16 protein-coding genes are annotated in these 17,213 nt (G+C 70.9%); 4 read left to right on the top strand and 12 right to left on the bottom strand.

Translation table 11 applies throughout. From position 1 onward, the window contains the following. Both VGW35_24885 and VGW35_24890 read right to left on the bottom strand, forming a co-directional pair. Window positions 1-185, bottom strand: a 185-nt coding sequence (locus VGW35_24885) for a hypothetical protein (GenBank protein ID HEV8310910.1), incomplete at its 3' end; no start/stop codon positions are given. Window positions 186-814: 629 nt separating this feature from the next. Further along, window positions 815-1,021, bottom strand: coding sequence for a hypothetical protein (locus VGW35_24890; protein HEV8310911.1), 207 nt, complete (start codon window positions 1,019-1,021; stop codon window positions 815-817). Window positions 1,022-1,169: 148 nt separating this feature from the next. Here VGW35_24890 and VGW35_24895 point away from each other — a divergent pair, with 148 nt between their 5' ends. From VGW35_24895 to VGW35_24905, 3 genes are all read left to right on the top strand, one after another. Further along, window positions 1,170-2,171, top strand: a complete 1,002-nt coding sequence (locus tag VGW35_24895; GenBank protein ID HEV8310912.1) for an amidohydrolase family protein — start codon at window positions 1,170-1,172, stop codon at window positions 2,169-2,171. A gap of 120 nt (window positions 2,172-2,291) precedes the next feature. Beyond that, window positions 2,292-2,759, top strand: a complete 468-nt coding sequence (locus VGW35_24900) for a hypothetical protein (GenBank protein ID HEV8310913.1) — start codon at window positions 2,292-2,294, stop codon at window positions 2,757-2,759. Between the two features lie 219 nt (window positions 2,760-2,978). Then, a complete protein-coding gene (locus VGW35_24905) occupies window positions 2,979-5,405 on the top strand; it encodes an FAD-dependent oxidoreductase (protein ID HEV8310914.1) in 2,427 nt (808 codons plus the stop codon). A 248-nt stretch (window positions 5,406-5,653) separates the two neighbouring features. Here the strand turns inward: VGW35_24905 and VGW35_24910 are convergent, their stop codons facing one another. The 7 genes from VGW35_24910 to VGW35_24940 all read right to left on the bottom strand — a co-directional run bounded on the left by VGW35_24910 (window position 5,654) and on the right by VGW35_24940 (window position 12,199). Beyond that, entirely contained in the window at window positions 5,654-5,905 is a 252-nt protein-coding gene (locus VGW35_24910) for a type II toxin-antitoxin system Phd/YefM family antitoxin (protein HEV8310915.1), read from the bottom strand. Then, window positions 5,902-6,201, bottom strand: a complete 300-nt coding sequence (locus tag VGW35_24915) for a type II toxin-antitoxin system RelE/ParE family toxin (protein HEV8310916.1) — start codon at window positions 6,199-6,201, stop codon at window positions 5,902-5,904. Before VGW35_24915 ends, VGW35_24910 begins: the two co-directional genes overlap by 4 nt. A gap of 88 nt (window positions 6,202-6,289) precedes the next feature. Beyond that, window positions 6,290-8,815, bottom strand: coding sequence for a branched-chain amino acid ABC transporter ATP-binding protein/permease (locus VGW35_24920; protein ID HEV8310917.1), 2,526 nt, complete (start codon window positions 8,813-8,815; stop codon window positions 6,290-6,292). A 25-nt stretch (window positions 8,816-8,840) separates the two neighbouring features. After that, window positions 8,841-9,722 carry a branched-chain amino acid ABC transporter permease gene (locus VGW35_24925; protein HEV8310918.1) on the bottom strand — a complete coding sequence of 294 codons (882 nt, stop codon included), beginning with the start codon at window positions 9,720-9,722 and terminating at the stop codon, window positions 8,841-8,843. Window positions 9,723-9,821: 99 nt separating this feature from the next. Beyond that, entirely contained in the window at window positions 9,822-11,066 is a 1,245-nt protein-coding gene (locus tag VGW35_24930) for an ABC transporter substrate-binding protein (GenBank protein ID HEV8310919.1), read from the bottom strand. An 81-nt stretch (window positions 11,067-11,147) separates the two neighbouring features. Next, complete coding sequence (locus tag VGW35_24935) at window positions 11,148-11,768, bottom strand: DNA-3-methyladenine glycosylase (GenBank protein ID HEV8310920.1); 621 nt, start codon at window positions 11,766-11,768, stop codon at window positions 11,148-11,150. Then, the gene (locus tag VGW35_24940) at window positions 11,765-12,199 is read right to left on the bottom strand and encodes a hypothetical protein (GenBank protein ID HEV8310921.1); all 435 of its coding nucleotides are present in this window, start codon (window positions 12,197-12,199) and stop codon (window positions 11,765-11,767) included. The genes VGW35_24935 and VGW35_24940 overlap by 4 nt, the downstream gene beginning before the upstream one ends. A 366-nt stretch (window positions 12,200-12,565) precedes the next feature. Here VGW35_24940 and VGW35_24945 point away from each other — a divergent pair, with 366 nt between their 5' ends. Next, window positions 12,566-12,871 carry a hypothetical protein gene (locus tag VGW35_24945; protein HEV8310922.1) on the top strand — a complete coding sequence of 102 codons (306 nt, stop codon included), beginning with the start codon at window positions 12,566-12,568 and terminating at the stop codon, window positions 12,869-12,871. Window positions 12,872-12,888: 17 nt separating this feature from the next. Here VGW35_24945 and VGW35_24950 read toward each other — a convergent pair whose 3' ends face one another. From VGW35_24950 to VGW35_24960, 3 genes are all read right to left on the bottom strand, one after another. Further along, window positions 12,889-13,920 carry an alcohol dehydrogenase catalytic domain-containing protein gene (locus tag VGW35_24950; GenBank protein ID HEV8310923.1) on the bottom strand — a complete coding sequence of 344 codons (1,032 nt, stop codon included), beginning with the start codon at window positions 13,918-13,920 and terminating at the stop codon, window positions 12,889-12,891. Between the two features lie 26 nt (window positions 13,921-13,946). Next, entirely contained in the window at window positions 13,947-16,217 is a 2,271-nt protein-coding gene (locus VGW35_24955; GenBank protein HEV8310924.1) for an FG-GAP-like repeat-containing protein, read from the bottom strand. Window positions 16,218-16,350: 133 nt separating this feature from the next. Beyond that, on the bottom strand, window positions 16,351-17,213 hold an 863-nt coding region (locus tag VGW35_24960), incomplete at its 5' end, for a methionine synthase (GenBank protein ID HEV8310925.1).

Genomic DNA, 17,213 nt, shown 5'->3' on the forward strand with positions numbered 1-17,213 from the left:
CGCAGCGCCGCCTGGTGGAGGATCTCGAGCTCCGCGCTCTTGGCCTTGTGGAACTGGCGGACGTCGGCGATGGCGGATTTCTGCGCATCGGTGAGGGAACGATCGTCGGCGCCGGCCTCCTGGTCCTTCTTCCGGAGGCGCTCCATCGCCAGCTCGTACGCGCTCTTCGGGGCGTCGTCGGACATCGCAGTCCAAGTGTAGCAGAAGCGCGGGGCTGACCGCGACTCGCCCGCGGTGCGCTATGCGCGAGGTCCGGCCGGATGCTTTCCGGAGGCCGGCCACGAGGAGCAGACCATGTGTCAAGCCGGCGGGAAGCGCCCGAAACCGGTTCCCTCCGCGGCTGGCATGGGGTATACTGAGGTCCAGAGATGAGGCTCGGGTCCTCGCCTGCAGAGACCTTCCGCGCGTCCGTCCCGTCCATCTGGTTCACCGGCACCCGAAGAGAGCTCGCGCGGTTCGCCTCTCATGGCGCTCGTCGTCGGGCGAATGGCCGGAATATGCCGGTGAGGGAGCGCAAATGTTGAGACCGAAGCGTACGAAGGTCGCACTTCCTGGACCTCTCGATCCGGTAGAATGCCCGCCAGGTGATCGGGCTGTACTGATCGGCGCCTACAAGGCCGGTTTGATCGTGGCATGGAGGCGCGATGCCGAGCGTGGATACCGCTTGACATTCGCCGGTCGGCCGGACGAGTACGTAGAGGTCACCAAGCTCACCCGGTATCTCGAGAAGCTCAACGGCGCGGCCTGACCGCCCGGAATGGGCGCGCCGGCGTCCGACGCCGCCCAATGACCCGGGCGACCCGGCGTTGAGCTTTCACGGCCGGGCGTTGGGGGTCTGACCCGAGGCGTCGGTAGGCCGCGGCTTCATCCGCGACACCATCGCGGCCATGGAGCAGAGGCGGGCCACGGCCAGCGAGGCTCCTGTGACGGTGTTGCGCCCGCCGCGCTGGACCAAGGTGGCCGTGGTATTGGCGGCCTCGATCTTTCTCGCGGGGTTCGTGACGACATACGATTCGCGCATGGCTCGAGCGAGAGGGCAGCGGAGGGCAATAGGGAGGGTCCGTCGAACGACGCGTTGATATCATGGCGCCCATGACGGTCGTCCTCCTCGGCACCGGCGGCCCGCCTCCGAAGCCCCGGCGGCGGGGACGGCACGAAAGGAGTCAGCCATGGCGCTGATCGACGTCCACAACCACATCCTCTCCAAGACGTGGGTGGAACTCCTGGCTTCGTATGGAGGCCACCGCTACCAGACCGCCCGGGACCCGGAGGGGCGCACCATCGTCCTGCGCAAGGGCGCCCGCTTCCTGGGGCTCACCGACGCCATGTTCGATCCCGAGATGCGCCTCCGGGCCATGGACGAGGTCGGCGTCGCGATCGAGCTGCTTTCCTACACCTGCCCGAATTGCTACTGGGCCGACGGCAGGGCGGCCGAGACCGTCGCCCGCGCCATGAACGATCACCTGGCCGATGTGTGCGCCCGCTGGCCGGACCGCTTCCGGGGCCTGGGGAGTGTGCCGCTCCAGGACGTCGACCTCGCGCTCAAGGAGCTGGAGCGCGCCGTCGACCAGCTCGGGATGGTCGGTCTCATCGTGCTGGCCAACGTGAACGAGACGCCGCTCGACGATCCGCGGTTCGAGCCGTTCTGGGCGGCCCTGAACGAGCGCCGCCTCCCGGTGCTGCTCCACCCCACCGTGCCGCCCGGCGTCGAGGCGATGGGGATGGATCGATACGGGCTGGTGCCGACGATCGGCTTCATGATCGACACCACCCTGGCGGTCACGCGAATGATCCTGGCCGGTATCTTCGAGCGCTACCCGGAGTGGCCCCTGATCGTCGGGCACACGGGGGCGACGCTCCCGTTCATCGCCGGGCGTCTCGACCAGTGCCACCGCTTCATCCCGGAGACGCGAGCCCGCCTCAGCCAGGCCCCGTCGACGTACCTCAAGCGCCTCTACTACGACACCGTCTGCTACGACGAGCATGCGCTCGAGCTGGCCTACAAGCTGGCCGGGCCCGAGCGCCTCCTCTACGGGAGCGACTACCCTCACACCATCGGCGACATGGCGGGCTGTGCCCGGCGGATCGAGGCCCTGCCGATCCCGGAGGCCGAGAAGGAGCTGATCCGCTCCGGGAACGCCCGCCGCCTGTTCGGGCTGGCCAGCCGATAGCGCCGCCCCGGGCCGGCGAGCGCCTGGCGGAGTCCATGGACGAGGGACCTGTTACTATAGGCCCAGGGACGGGCGGGCAGCCCCTGATGACCGAGACGGTGTCTCGAGGAAGGATGAGCCATGATTGAGTTCATTCACCACTACTCGAGCGTGATCGAGTCCGCCAACGGCAAGCGTTACGTCGCCCGCGTATACGCGGACCAGCAGCCGGCGGGCCTATGGGAGGCCTGGTTCGTGTTCTTTCCGCTCGACGGCGGGGGCGCGGTCGCCTCGGATCGCGAGACGACGCAGAGCAAGCGCGAGGACGTGCTCTACTGGACGGGCGGCATCACTTCGACCTATCTCCAGGGCGCTCTCCGTCGGGCGCTCGACCGCCTCCCGGAGGCGCGCCTGCTGCGCCACATCGCGCAGGCGGAGCTGGAGGAGACCTACAAGCGGGCCGAGGCCGACGCCTACCAGGCCGCGGCCGAGGAGGCCCTCGCCCGGGCTCGGGCTGCCGAGGCGCGGCGGCGCGAGGCGGAACGGCAGCTGGAGGGCCTGGACCCCGCCTCGCGGGGCCACCTGGAGGCGTCACCGCCGGCGGCGTGACTCCGTTCAAGGCCCGGAGTTTTCCTGGAGGAACCGCGAGGCTCTGCTGGACCTCGCCCGCGAGCACGGCTCCGCCCCCCCCTCCGGCCGGCCTGCTGACCGGCCTGCTGAATTGTCGGCCTGCCCGCGGGTGTTCGGGGCCGTGATCGCCGACCATTGCGCCTGACCGGGCGTGCCCGAGGGACACCGCCTCCGGAACTGGCCGTAGAGTAGGAGGCCATGGCCGAGCACGCGCGGGCGGTCATCATCGGGGGCGGCGTCGCCGGGTGCAGCGTCGCCTACCACTTGACGGCGCGCGGATGGCGAGACGTCGTCCTCCTCGAGCGCGCCGAGCTCACCAGCGGCTCCACGTTCCACGCGGCCGGCCTGGTCGGACAGCTCCGCTCCTCGGTGGCGCTGACCCGCCTCATGATGTGGAGTGTCAAGCTGTACCGGCGACTTCAGGCCGAGACCGGACGCGACCCCGGCTGGCACGAGGTGGGGAGCCTTCGCCTCGCCTCGTCGGCCGAGCGCATGGAAGAGCTCCGCCGCCAGGCGGGCTGGGCCAAGACCTTCGGGCTGCCGCTCGAGGTGGTGAGCCCGGAGGAGGCAGCCAAGCTCTTCCCGGTGATCTCGGTGGACGGGCTTCACGGCGCCGTCTATCTCTCCACCGATGGCCACCTGGACCCCGGCGGGCTGGCGGCGGCGCTGGCGGAGGGCGCGCGGCGGCACGGGGCCTCGATCCGGACCGGCGTGCGGGTCACGGGCATCGCGGTCAAGGAGGGCCGGGTCCACGAGGTCCGGACGGATGCCGGCCCGATCCGGGCCGACGTCGTGGTCAACGCGGCCGGGATGTGGGCGGCCGAGATCGGCCGGATGGTGGGCGTCACCATCCCGATGGTACCTATCCGTCACCAGTACCTGACGACCAAGCCGATCGAGGGCGTCCACCCGCGGATGCCGGTCATGCGCGACCCGGACCTGCTCGACTACTTCCGCGAGGAGGTCGGGGGCCTGGTGGTCGGCGGCTGGGAGCGGAACCCGGTTCCCTGGGGCCTCGACGGCATCCCCCCGGATTTCAACAACCGGCTCTTCGCGCCGGACTGGGAGCAGTTCGCGCCGCTCATGGAGAATGCGGTCCGCCGCATCCCGGCGCTGGCCGGCGCCGAGGTCGTGCGCCTCATCCACGGCCCGGAGGCCTTCACGCCCGACGGCGAGTTCATCCTCGGCGAGTCGCCCGAGGTCGCGGGGTTCTTCGTGGCCGCGGGCTTTTGCGCCCACGGAATCGCGGGGGCGGGCGGGGCCGGCCGGATCATCGCGGCGTGGATCGCCGACGGGGATCCGGGGCTCGACCTCTGGCACATGGACCTCCGCCGGTTCGGGGCCCAGTACCGCTCGCGCCGGCTCGTGACCGAGCGCGCCCGGGAGATCTACGGGACCTACTACGACATCCGCTACCCGAACCAGGAGCGCGAGGCCGGTCGACACCTGCGGCTCTCGCCGGTGCACCCGCGCCTCCGCGAACTCGGTGCCGTGTTCGGCGAGAAGGCCGGCTGGGAGCGCCCGAACTGGTTCGAGTCGAACGCGCCCCACGGGAGCGAGGCCCGCCGGCCGCGCGGCTTCGCCGGACGCTTCTGGTCGCCGGCCATCGAGGCCGAGCACATCGGGACGCGGGAGCGGGCCGGCCTGTTCGACGAGACCTCGTTCGCGAAGTTCGAAGTGGTCGGGCCAGGCGCCCTCCGGCTCCTCCAGTTCCTGACCGACAACGACATGGACAAGCCGGTGGGGGCGGTGACCTACACCTCGATGCTGAACCCGCGCGGGGGGATCGAGTGCGACTTCACGATCACGCGGCTCGGCCCCGACCGCTTCCGCATCATCACCGGCTCGGCCTTCGGCACCCATGACCGCGGCTGGATCAGCGGGCACCTCCCCCGGGACGGCTCCGTGCACCTCACCGACGTCACCGGCGGCTATGCCTGCGTCGGCCTCTTCGGCCCGCGGGCCCGCGACATCCTGGCCGCCGCGACCGAGGCGGACGTCTCCCACGCCGCGTTCCCGTACCTGACCGCCCGGGAGATCGCGGTGGGCCGCGTCCCGGTCCTGGCGGTCCGCGTCACCTATGTAGGCGAGCTCGGCTGGGAATTCTACGCCCCGACCGAGTACGGGCTCGAGCTCTGGGACACCCTGTGGGAGGCCGGCCGGCCCCACGGCCTGGTGGCCGCCGGCTACCGGGCGATCGACTCCTTGCGGCTCGAGAAGGGCTACCGCTACTGGAGCGCGGACATCACGCCCGACGACACGCCCTACGAGGCCGGCCTCGGCTTCGCCGTCCGCCTGGGCAAAGGCGAGTTCATCGGGCGTGAGGTTCTCGTCCGGCAGAAGGCGGAGGGCGTGCGGCGCCGGCTCTCCTGCCTCACCCTCGCCGACCCGCTCGCGGTGGCTGTGGGCGGTGAGCCCGTGCGCGCCGACGGACGCATCGTCGGCCGGGTGACGAGCGGGGGGCTCGGCTACTCGGTCGGGCTCAGCATCGCCTACGCGTACCTCCCGGTCGAGCTGGCGGCCGCCGGGACGTCGGTGGCCATCGAGGTCTACGGCGAGTGGATCGACGGCATCGTGGCGGCCGAGCCCCTCTGGGACCCGAAAGGCGAGCGCGTCCGGAGCTGAGCCGGTCGAGACTCCCCAGGGCCGGCCTCTTGTCCCTGCCTCTTCCTAAATGCCCGCGCTCACCGCGGCCGCAATCATCTTCATTCCTGCGCGTGGACTCGGGCGTCGACCGCTCCTCAAGGACGCCCGCATCAAGACACGCCAGGGTAATAGGGACGGCGCCCTTCTTGAGCTAGCCCCAATCGGCAATTCCTTTGCGCCTGCGACCAGGGAATCTCCGCTTCCCACCCATTTCTTGCCGATCAGGGCTAGCTCTTTTTCGCGGCCAGCCGTCTTTTTAGCTCTCGAAAGGACATCGTTCGCTGTCGTCGTCGGGCGCGGATCAGTCTCCAGAACGAGGGATCGGTCTGCAGGACGACCGCGTCCCAGTCGTGGCCTTCCACCCCCACCAGCACCGCAGCGGGCTTCCCGCGCCGCGTGATGACCACGCGGTCGTGTTGGGCATCGTCCACACATTCCTTAACCTTCTTCTGAAGGTCGCGCACGGTTACGGTCTTCATAGGATGTCCTCTGTTCTCTTCCCGGGCGGCTTTCTGCGTATCGCCCGCACGTAGACGACGTTCTCGTTTACGGAGACGTCGTAGAACACGCGATGCTCGCCGACCCTGAGCTCCCGGATCGGTGGCTCTGCCGTCCAGGGTGGTATGAGGTTCACCAGGAGCTTTCGATTCCGCGATGGAGTCATCGGTTCGTCGACCAGTTGCCTCTCGATTGTCTCGAGCACCTTTCCCCGATGGAACGCGGTGAGCCGTCTGAGATCCTTCTCCACGTCGCGCGCGAAGCGGATTTCATACACGCATATATCATTGCATATGCATCATTGCTTGGTCAATCTGGCCCCAGTCGGAAGGGCCGCGCGGAAGAGTTTCGAGGCCTGGACTCCCTCAGAACCACAGCACGCGGGCGCGGAGGGCGAGGTCGGTGAGGAGGTCCCGGGCCGGCCCCGTGTAGGTGACGTGGCCACGGTCGAGCACGTAGACGCGGTCGGCCAGCGCCAGGGCCAGGTCGAGGTTGTGCTCGACCAGCAGGATCGCCGTAGTGCCCCGGAGCGCCGCCACGGTCGCGTAGACCTCCTCGACGACGGCCGGGGCCAGCCCCTCGAACGGCTCGTCGAGGATCAGGAGATGGACGTCGCCGATCAGGGCGCGGGCGATGGCGAGCATCTGAAGCTCGCCGCCCGAGAGAGTCTCGGCCCGCGCGCGCCAGCGGGCGCGGAGCCTCGGGAACCGATCGAGGAGCCGGGCCTCGCCGTCCGACCCCGCACCGGCGCCGTCTCGCCGCGCGAGGCGGGCCAGCCGGAGGTTGTCCGCCACCGTCAGGTTCGGGAAGACCCGCCGGCCCTGGGGCGCCAGCCCGATCCCCAGCCGCCCGATCCGCTCCGGTGGCTCGCCCGCGATGTCGCGGCCGCGGAACGTGACGCGACCGTGGCGCGGCGGCCGAAGACCGACGATCGTGTTGAGCGTCGCGGTCTTGCCGGCCCCGTTCCGGCCCAGCAGGGCGACGACCTCGCCGCGCCGCACGTCGAGCGAGACCCCGTGCAGGATGTGGCTCTTCCCGTAAAAGGTGTCGACCTCCTCGAGGGTCAGGAGCGGCTCGCCGGGGGGCGCCGGCGCCGCAGCCGCGGCCGCCGCCGGCTGCGCCTTCCGCCCGCCCAGGTACGCGGCGCGCACCTCGGGATCGGCCTGGATCGCCGCCGGCGGCCCGTCGGCGATGATCCGGCCCGAGTGGAGCACGGTGATCCGGTCGGAGAGCGCCAGCACCCGGTCGATGTCGTGCTCGATCAGGACGATGGTGACACGGCGGGCGAGGCCCTTGATGAACGCGGCCACCCGCTCGCGCTCGGCGTGGGAGAGCCCGGCCAGCGGCTCGTCGAGCAGGAGCACGGTCGGCCGGGTCGCCAGGGCGATCCCGATCTCGAGGAGCCGCTGGCCGCCGTAGGAGAGGCTCGAGGCGACCGCGGCCTCCAGCCCCTCGAGGCCCACCTGGCGGATGGTCTTCCGGGCCTCCTGCGTGAGGTCGTCGAACGACGCGGCGGGCCGCCAGCCGTGCAGGCGATGCCGGCTCCGCGCCTGCACGGCCAGCCGGACGTTCTCGAAGACCGTGAGCTCGCGGAAGATCGTCAGGATCTGAAACGAGCGTGAGATGCCCCGCGCGACGATGCGGTGGGGAGCGAGCCCGGTGATGGGCTGGCCGCGGAAGTGAACCGTCCCGGCGTCGGGCGGGAGGAGGCCCGACAGGAGATTGAACAGCGTCGTCTTGCCCGCGCCGTTCGGCCCGATCAGCGCGCGGAGCTCGCCGGCCCGGACCTCGAGATCGACGCGGTCCACCGCCGCCAGGCCGCCGAAGCGCTTCACCAGGCCATGGGCCTCGAGCAGCACCTCGCCGGGGACGGTCGCCGGGCCGCCGTTCACTCCGTCGGCCTGCGGCTGGGGGGCGACCCGGCCGGCCATGGCCGCCAGCGCCTCCGCCTCGCGACGGAGCGGCGCCGTCAATCGCCGCAGGATCCCGAGGATCCCGTCCGGCGAGAAGAGGACGAAGGCCATGAACAGGAGGCCGAAATAGAGGAGCCAGTTCTCGGTGTAGCTCGTGAGGACCTCGCGGAAGAGGACGAAGAAGGCTGCCCCGACCGCCGGCCCCAGGAACTGACGCATCCCGCCGACCAGCGTCATCGCCAGGATCTCGCCCGACATCGTGACATGGACGAGATCCGCGTAGACGAATTGCTTGAGGAGGGCGTGAAGGCCGCCGGCCAGCCCGGCGATCGTGGTGGCCAGGACGAAGGCGAGCCACGTGTAGCGCCCGACGTCGTAGCCGATGAAGCCGGCCCGGCGCTCGTTCTCGCGGATCGCCTGGAGCACGGTGCCGAACGGGGCGTGGACGACGCGCCACACCAGTACCGCTCCGGCATAAGTGGCGGCGGCCGTGAGCCAGTAGAACGTCCGCTGGTCGGTGAGGTCGAGCCCGAGGAGGGACGGCCGGGCGATGCCGCCGAGGCCGCTCTCGCCGCCCGTCACGGCGGTCCAGCGAAAGACGATGTAGAAGAGCATCTGGGTGAAGGCGAGGGTGAGAAGCGAGAAATAGACGCCGCGCCGGCGCAGCGCGAAGAACCCGAGGACGGCTCCCAGCCCGGCTGCGGTGAGGACGCCGACCGCGAGCGGGGTGACGAGCCCCTTGACCAGGTGGATCTGGGTCAGCGCCATCGCATAGGCCGCGAGACCGAAGTAGGCCCCGTGGCCGAAGGAGGTGAGGCCCGTGTAGCCGAGGAGGAGGTTGTAGCCGAAGCCGACCAGCGCGAAGAGCGCGATCTCGCTGGCCACCGACACCGTGGTCCCGAACCAGCCGACCACGAAGGGGAGGACCAGGAGCCCGCCGGCCAGCGCGACGAGCGGCTGGCGCCAGAGGCCCGGCATCAGGGGCATTGGGTCACACCGCCCGTCACTCGGCGCCGAACTGCGCCCAGTGTTCTCCCATCAGCCCCCGCGGGCGCACCAGGAGCACGAAGGCCATCAGCGCGTACATCGACGCCTCGGCGGCCGGCGGCCAGAACAGGACCGTGAGCGCCCGGATCAGCCCGACCAGGAGGCCGGCGACGACCGGTCCCCAGAAGCTCCCCAGCCCGCCGATCACCACGACCACGAAGGCGGCGGTCCCGATCTCGTTCCCCATCGCCGGGTAGATCCCGGCCAGCGGCGCCGACAGGACGCCGGCGAGGCCGGCCAGGGCGACCCCGACCCCGAACACGGCCGTCATGAAGGGGCGGAGGCTCAGACCGAGGGCGCGGACCATCTCGGGGTCGCGCGTCCCGGCCCGGACCACGATGCCCCACGGCGTCTTCTCGAGGGCGAGCCAGAGACCCCCGATGGCCAGCGCGGTGATCCCGATCACGACGAGCCGGTAGCGGGAGTAGACGAAGTCGCCGACCGTCACGAACCCGCGAAGGGCGGCCGGAATCTGGAAAGGGTGCCCCGAGGCGCCCCAGACGATCCGGACGGCCTGCTCCCCCACCATCGCCAGCCCGAAGGTGAAGAGGAGCCCCAGGAGCGGGTCTTCCCGGTAGAGCCGGCGGAGGAACGTCGTCTCGATCGCCATCCCGACGAGCCCCACCAGGAGCGGCGAGATCAGGAGCGCGCCGCCGAAGCCGGCCAGCCGCTGAGCCTCGAGGGCGAGGTAGGCGCCGAGGGCGTAGAACGCGCCGTGAGCGAGGTTGATCACGCCCCCGAGCCCGAAGATCAGCGAGAGCCCGAGGGCCAGGGTCGTGTAATAGGCGCCGACCACCAGGCCGTTGGCGAGGTGCTCGAGCAGGATGATGGGCGAGATCGGGGGCACGGCTGGCTCGACGCGGGGCGAGGGGGACCCCTCGGCCTTGTCGCGGCCCCCCTCACCCCGTCCTCTCCCCCGGTCGGGGAGAGGGATGCCTCACACGGGGGGCATGTTGCAGGGGTTCTCGGCCTTGGTGGGCTGGATCAGCTCGAGGGACTGGCCGGCCGGCGGCATCGGCTCGACGATCTCGAAGATGTCCCACTGGTCCTTCGACTTGGCCTTGTCCTTCACCTTGACGACGTACATCGTCTGGAGGAGCTGGTGGTCCCAGTCCCGGAACCAGCCCTCGCGGCCTTTGAGGATGTCGAACTTCGCCCCTTTCTCGAAGTGCCGGACGAGGTCGGCGCTCTGGGTGCTCTTGGTCTCGGCGATGGCCTGCAGCACGATGCGGATCCCGACGTACTCGCCCCAGGCCTGGTTCTCGGGTGGCTTCCCGAAGCGCTTGACGAACCGCTCGGTGAACTCCGGGGACCCCTTCTCCTTGAGATCGTGGTACCAGAGGCTCTGCCAGTATCCGGAGAGCGCGTCGAGCCCGGCCGGCCAGAAATTGCTCGTGTCCATGACCCCGCCGGCCAGCGGGAACGGGGCCCCGAACTCCTTGTACTGCTTGAGGAAGGTCGTCTGGTCCGTCCCCGCCAGGTTCAGGTAGACGAGATCGGGCTTGATGGTGCGGAGCTTCAGGATGTAGGCGGAATAGTCGAGGGTGCCGGTCGGGATCATGTCGTTACCCAGGCTCACGCCGCCGTTCTCGCCGAGGAACTTGGACGACACGCGGTAGAGGTCGTGGCCGAACGCGTAGTCGGCCGTGAGGAAATACCACTTGGCCCCCTTGATCTTGCCCTCGCGGGCCTGCCAGAGGCCGATGGTCTTCGTGTACATCGTGTTGCACCCCTCCACGTGGAAGAGGTACCGCTGGCATCGCGCGCCCCGCCCCTCGTCGGAGTTCCAGCCGGTGTTGACATAGACGATCTTGCCCCGCTGGGCGACCTCGCTGATGGCGAGCCCGGAAGCGCTCGAGATCTCGCCGAGGAGGAAGGTCGCGCGGTCCCGCTCGATGAGCTTCTGGGCTTTGGTGACCGCGACGCCGGGGTTGGGCGTGTCCTCGCTGATCAGCTCGATCTTGCGACCGAGCACGCCCCCGGCCGCGTTGGCCTCGTCCACGGCCATCTGGGCGGCCATGTACGCGTAGGCGCCGGTGACGCCGAGAAAGCCCGTGCGCGGAGTCAGGTGGCCGATCTTGATCGCGTCCTGGGCCCGCAGGACCGCCGGGAAGCCGAGGCCGGCGGCGGCCGCGGCCCCGAGGCCGGCCTTGAGGACGTCACGGCGTCGCATGGTCTTCATGGCTCCTCCTTGCTCGAAGGGGAAGGACGGGGAGTCGCGAGGCTCGACGCCGGGCACCATCGCACGGGAGTTCGGCGCGTGTCAACCGCCCACCTCGGGCCGCGGGCGGGAGACGTAACGGTTGCCCCGGATCCAGAAGCGGAGGGGCAGGTCGGTCGCGCGAGTGATTCCGACGCGGAGCCCGGTGGCGATGGCGACGGCAGGCCGCGGCTCGGGCGCCAGGATGACGAGCGGGCCCCGCGCGAGGTCGCGGCCGTTGTCGGCGAGGGTGATGGCGAGCGCCTCCGTGAGCTTGGCCGGGCCATTCGTCAGGGCGATCGACTCGAGCGGCAGGCCGCGGCGGCGCGCCATCACCGCGAGGCCACGGGTCGGCTCGAGGGCGCGGATGAGGACGCAGCCCGGCACGCCGGGCGGGCCCGTGATGGCGTTGAGGCAGGCGTGGAGCCCGTAGGCCTGGAAGACGTAGGCCACGCCACCCGGGCCGTAGAAGAGGGTGTGCGAGGAGGGCCGAAACGCCGCATGCGACGCGGCATCCTCGGGCCCGAGGTATGCCTCGGTCTCGACGATGCGGCCGGCGGCAGGCGCGCCCCGCAGGCGCGAGACGAGCAGACAGCCCAGGAGGTCGCGCGCGACCGCGGGGGCGGGGCGGAGGTAGAACCGGCGAGGCAGCGGGGCGAGGCGGGGGGGGCGCCGCGCCGTCAGGGCTTCAGGCGGCGGAGCACGGCCTCGAGGGCGTCGCTGGCGTCCTGGCGGTCCTGGAGCAGCCCCTCGTACCGGTCGCGCAGCTCCTGAAGCGCGCGCGTGGTCCCCTCGTGCTCCACGACCAGGCTGCCATGGGCCGCGCCGAGCTCGGAGACCTCGCGAGCCTTCTGTCCGTGGTCTTCGACGAGCGCGGTGTGGGCCGACCGGAGCTCCCCGAGCGCCCGCGCGGTCTCATCGTGCTCCTGGCGCAGGCGGTCGTAGCTCTCCTTCAGCTCGTGATGGTTTCGGCCCAGCCACTCGCAGGCGGCGCGGAGCTGCTCGTGCTCCCGGTGGAGCGTCTCCATGGACCCGACGAAGGCGTCCCAGTCGGTCACGATCTTCCGGACCACTTCGACGACCGCCTTCAGCTCGCCGACGTTCAGCTCACTCATGGCTGCTCCTCCTGCTCGGACTCACGCGGATCCCCCCGCGCGGAACCACGATCGGAAGATCGCTGCCCTCGCCCGGACCGGCGGCGAGTAGGGCCCAATTTTACACTCGATCGAATCTCCACACTGAGCTCGTTACCCATAACTCACTGATTTTACTGGTTATTGGCTTCGCGATTTTGCGGTGTCCCGTGCCGGCGAGGCCCGGAGGAGCCGTCGCGGGCGCGACATCGGGCACGCCGCTTGCTCATTCGGTGAGATCGGAGGCCGCGCATCCGGACTGGCGCGCGGATCGCTCCGCGGGAGGGAGGACGAGGCGATACGCTCCGTCAGCCTCCGGTGACACCCGAGCCGAGGAGGAGGGCAGTCATGCGTCGAGTGTGGATCACCGGGTGCATCGTCGTGCTCGTGGCCGGCGGGCCGGCGGTGGAGAGGCCGGATCGGGGTCTGGCCGCCGCCGCGGGGCCGCGCGAGGGACGGCTCGAGGGGCTTGCCCCCGAGGCCAAGGCCGCCCGCCGCCGCTGGGCCCTCATGAAGATGGACGAGATGGACGACGAGCGCCTCCGCTGCCGCGAGCGCTTCACGGCGCCCCGTCAGATCATGGACTGCGAGGCCGGATGCGAGCGACGCTACCGCGAGTACAACGAGATCTACCTCGAGGCTGCCCGCGAGTAGCGATCTGGCCTGATCGCTCAGGCCGTCACGTCGACGAGGACCTTCATCACGGGACCGCCGCCGAGGGCCTGCTCCATCCCGGCCTGGAGCGACCCGAGCGGGATCCGACGACTCACGAGCGAAGCCAGGGGGATGGCGCCGGATGCCGCCAGGGCGATGGCCTGTTCCCAGTCCTCGCGCGCGTAGAGGCGGCTGCCGTGCATGGTGAGCTCGCGGGCGAACATGCGGTAGAGGTCGACCGGCATCGGGGCGGCGTGGATGGCGACGAGGCTCACCGTGCCCCAGGCGCGTACCACGTCGGTCATCACGCGGACCACGGCCGGGTTCCCCGTCACCTCGAAGGCGACGTCCACGCCGTCGCCCCCGGTCCATTCCTCGGCGAACCGCACGACGTCCTGACCCGGTCCGACCGGCTGGAGCCCCAGCTTGTCGAGCATCTCTACCCGGAACGGGTTCACCTCGGCGACGGCCACCCGCGCACCCCGCTGGCGCGCCACCAGCGCGATCAGCGTGCCGATCGGTCCGCCGCCGAACACGAGGACCGCGTCCTGCGTCTGGACGTCGGCGCGGCGGACGTCATGGGTGGCGACCGCCAGGGGCTCGATGAGCGCCGCGTGGTCGTCGGAGAGCGAATCGGGGACGCGGAGCAGGCGCTCGACCGGCACCGTCCAGTACTCCTGCATCCCGCCGGGGAGGTCGACCCCCAGGACCTTGAGCTCGTAGCAGATGTAGGCGGCGCCTATCCGGCACGCCCGGCACTTCCCACAGGACTGGACCGGCTCGACCACGACACGGTCCCCGGCAGTGAAGCCGCTCGCGGCCGGGGCCTCCGCGACCTCGGCAACGGTCTCGTGGCCGATGATGCCGCCCTTCGGCACCCGGTGGTCCAGATGCCCCTGATAGATGTGGAGGTCGGTCCCGCAGATCCCCACCCGGCGTACCCGCAGGAGCGCCTCGCCGGGGCCGGCCACCGGCACCGGCGCCGTGCCCGGCCTGAACGTCTGCGCTCCCTCGTAGAACACCGCCCGCATCGTGCCGGCTCTGGCCATGGAAGACCTCCTCGACGATGGGCCCGTCAGGGTAGCCCGGCGACGAAGACGCCACCGGTGAAGGTGGAGGGATAGGCGAGGAACGAGGCCAACGGGGCGAGGCTCCCGTTCGGGTTGCGCTTGAGGACGCGGACCTGCGGCGGGTTCCCCGGCCCGCGGCCGGCGATGATGTCGGCGCGGCCGTCGCCGTCGACGTCGCCAGCCGCTACCCGGACGCCGCCGCTGATCGTCGACCCGAACGGGGAGAAGGTGGCCAGGACGGTGAGGGTCCCGTTCGGGTTCCGCTTCATCACGCGGACGGCGCCGCTGCTGCCGCCCCCGGGGCCCGCGAGGATCTCGGCGCGGCCGTCGCCGTCGACATCCCCGGCGGCCACGAAGACGCCGCCCCGGAACGTGGGCCCGTAGGGCAAGAAATCCAGGATCGGCGTCACCGTGCCGTTGGGGTTGCGCCGGAAGACGCGGACGGGCAGGGGGTTCCCGGGCCCCGGCCCGGTGATGATGTCCGCCCGCCCATCGCCGTCGACGTCGCCGGCCGCGACGTGGACTCCACCGGTATATGCGGAGCCATAGGGGAAGAAGGTCGGAGCCACCGGCACGATGGCCCCGACCGGCGTCCGCCGGAAGATCCGGACGGGCTGAGCCGTCCCGGCGCCCGGCGCCGTGACGATCTCGGCGCGGCCGTCGCCGTCGACATCCCCGGCGGCCACCCGCACGCCGCCGGCGAAGGTCGATGGATAGGGGAGGAAGCTCCCGCTCAGGGTGCCCGCCCGTGAGCCGGCGAAGAACCGGACCTCGGGGGCACCGCCCGGCCCCGCGCCGGTGATGACCTCGTTCGCCCCATCGCCGTTGACGTCGCCGGCCGCGACGCTGAGGCCGCCGCGGAAGGTCGCCGCGTAGGCCAGGCGCGACAGCAGCGTCGGCCCACCCAGGGCGTCGAAGCCCCGAAGGAGCGGCGTGCTGCCCGATCCCGGGCCGGTGAGCAGCCAGGCCGGTCCGGTCGCGAGCCGGCTCGCGAAGACGTCGCTCGCCTGGTTGGTGTCGCCCGCGACGAGGTTGGTCGCCTCCGACTCGAAGGCGGCGATCCGGCCGTCCGCGCTGATCGTCGGCGCCCGGCTGGCCCCGTTCCCGGGCGCTCCGCCGGCGGCGACGCTGAGGCACGTGGTCGTGTTGGCGACGCGATCGCGGACGAAGATGTGGCGTATCCCGCCGGTACAGCCGCCTCCGACGAGGTTGGTCGCCAAGGATTCGAACACGACGAACCGGCCATCGGCGCTGATCGCGGGGCGCTGGCTCGCGCGGCTCCCCGCTCCACCGCTTCCGATACTCACGCACGCGGTCACCCTGGCCACCCGGTCGTGGACGAAGATCTGACTCGTCCCGGTCGTGCATCCGCTCGCGACCAGATTGGTGGCGATGGAATCGAACGCCACGAAGCGCCCGTCGGCGTTGATCGACGGGTTCAGGCTGAGCGCGTTGGCGGCCGCTCCGCCGGTGGACACGCTGACGCAGACCGTGGTGTTGGCGATCCGGTCGTGCAAGAAGATGTAGAGAAACCCGCCCGCCACCGTGCAGCGGCTGGTCAGGTTCGTCGCGTCCGATTCGAAGGCGATGAAGCGCCCGTCCTTGCTGACCGCGGCGTGGAAGCTGCCGCCGTTCCCCGCGGTGGCGCCGGTCCGACTCGCGCAGGTGACCGCGCCGGTGGCGGGTCCGAAGAGGAAGAGCTGCCGAAAGCCGCCACTGGGGCAGCCGGCGATGTCCTCCTCCGAATCGAAGGCCATCAAGCGGCCATCGGCGGTGACCGCCGGCTTCTGGGCGTCGCTCAGATCGAAGCCGGTCGCCTTGATGCAGGTGGTGGTGCTCATGGCTCGGTCGCGGATGAAGACGCCGCCGTTCGCGCAGTCGGGTCCGGCCAGGTTGGAGGAGGCGGACTCGAAGGCGGCGATGCGCCCGTCGGCGCTGACCGAGGGGTGACTGCTGGCGGCGTCGCCCGGGGCGCCGGCCGAGCTCACGCTCGCGCAAGAAGTGGCCCGGGTGAGCCGGTCGTGGACGAAGATGTGCTCCAGCGCGCCGGTGCAGCCGCTCCCGACGAAGCTCGTCGACGCCGACCGGAAGGCGACGAACCGGCCGTTCGCGCTGAGAGCGCCGCCGGCGCTGGCGTGGTTTCCCTGGCTGCCATTGCTCGCGACGCTGACCCGACCGACCACTCCGGCCGTGGCCGCCCGGGGACCGGGGCCCGCCAGACCGGCCAGCAAACCGGCTGTCACCACCCCGATCGCCCACACCCGTGCCGGCTCCATGAGATCTCTCATCCGGAAGGCTGCGAGGACGTCCCGGCAACGGTACCGGGAGTGGCCGATGCGGTCAAGGGCCGATCGGCGGCCGGGTGGGCTGGGGATTGCTACGTGAGGACCGCGCCCAGCGTGTCGTGGCTCAGCCCGCGCCGAGCTCCTTGCGGACCAGGCGGGCGCCGGCGGCGAGGGCGGCGATCTTGCCGTTCGCCATCGCGCGCGGACTCCAGCCGAAGCCGCAGTCCGGGTTGACGGAGAGCCGCTCGGCCGGCCACACCTTGAGGACCCGGCGGATCCGATCGGCGACGTCCTCCGCCGTTTCCGGGTAGAAGCCTTTGACGTCGATGACCCCCGCCCCGAGCTCCCGCCCCTCGTGCGCGTACTGGGCCAGGACGTCGAGCTCGGCCATCTCGCGGCCGGCGAGCTCGAGGACGAACTGGTCGCAGCGCGCCTCGAGGAGCCCGGGCAGGTAGGGCCGGTAGGTCCGGTTGAAGCGGGAGCGGCCGAAGCGGTTCCCGAAGCAGACGTGGAAGGCCAGCTTGGCCCGGACCCCCTCGGTCGCCTTGTTGAACAGGCGCGCCATCTCCTGGCCGGAGACGTTGCCGCGGGCCGGCTCGTCGATCTGGACGAAGTCGGCGCCGGCGGCGACCAGGCCCTTCAGCTCCGCGTTGATCACCTCGGCGAAGCGCTCGGCCACGTTCACCACACTCTTGTAGACCATCCCGGGGTGGATCCGGGAGCCGAAGGTGAGGGGCCCCGCGCAGGTCGCCTTCGTCGCCCGGGGGGTGTGGGCCTTGAGGTAGGCGAACTCCTTGACGATGCCGAGCCCGCCCTCCGGCGTCTCGATGCGCCCGACCGCCTCGTAGCGGGTCTGCTGGTCATACCCCCAGGGGCCGACCTTTCGCCGTACCGGAATCGCCTGGATGCCCTTGATGATCGCGTAGTAGGAGTCCACATAACCGTCGAGCCGACGGACCTCGCCGTCGGTGATGACGTCGAGGCCGG

This window comes from Candidatus Methylomirabilota bacterium, assembly GCA_036005065.1.
GTDB lineage: Bacteria > Methylomirabilota > Methylomirabilia > Rokubacteriales > DASRDR01 > DASYQW01.

Bases quoted from the DNA above. Each gene is read 5' to 3' on its own strand.
- VGW35_24890 (HEV8310911.1), bottom strand. From the start codon at position 1,021: ATGCGCGAATCGTATGTCGTCACGAACCCCGCGAGAAAGATCGAGGCC.
- VGW35_24895 (HEV8310912.1), top strand. From the start codon at position 1,170: ATGGCGCTGATCGACGTCCACAACCACATCCTCTCCAAGACGTGGGTG.
- VGW35_24900 (HEV8310913.1), top strand. From the start codon at position 2,292: ATGATTGAGTTCATTCACCACTACTCGAGCGTGATCGAGTCCGCCAAC.
- VGW35_24905 (HEV8310914.1), top strand. From the start codon at position 2,979: ATGGCCGAGCACGCGCGGGCGGTCATCATCGGGGGCGGCGTCGCCGGG.
- VGW35_24910 (HEV8310915.1), bottom strand. From the start codon at position 5,905: ATGAAGACCGTAACCGTGCGCGACCTTCAGAAGAAGGTTAAGGAATGT.
- VGW35_24920 (HEV8310917.1), bottom strand. From the start codon at position 8,815: ATGCCGGGCCTCTGGCGCCAGCCGCTCGTCGCGCTGGCCGGCGGGCTC.
- VGW35_24930 (HEV8310919.1), bottom strand. From the start codon at position 11,066: ATGAAGACCATGCGACGCCGTGACGTCCTCAAGGCCGGCCTCGGGGCC.
- VGW35_24940 (HEV8310921.1), bottom strand. From the start codon at position 12,199: ATGAGTGAGCTGAACGTCGGCGAGCTGAAGGCGGTCGTCGAAGTGGTC.
- VGW35_24945 (HEV8310922.1), top strand. From the start codon at position 12,566: ATGCGTCGAGTGTGGATCACCGGGTGCATCGTCGTGCTCGTGGCCGGC.
- VGW35_24950 (HEV8310923.1), bottom strand. From the start codon at position 13,920: ATGGCCAGAGCCGGCACGATGCGGGCGGTGTTCTACGAGGGAGCGCAG.
- VGW35_24955 (HEV8310924.1), bottom strand. From the start codon at position 16,217: ATGGAGCCGGCACGGGTGTGGGCGATCGGGGTGGTGACAGCCGGTTTG.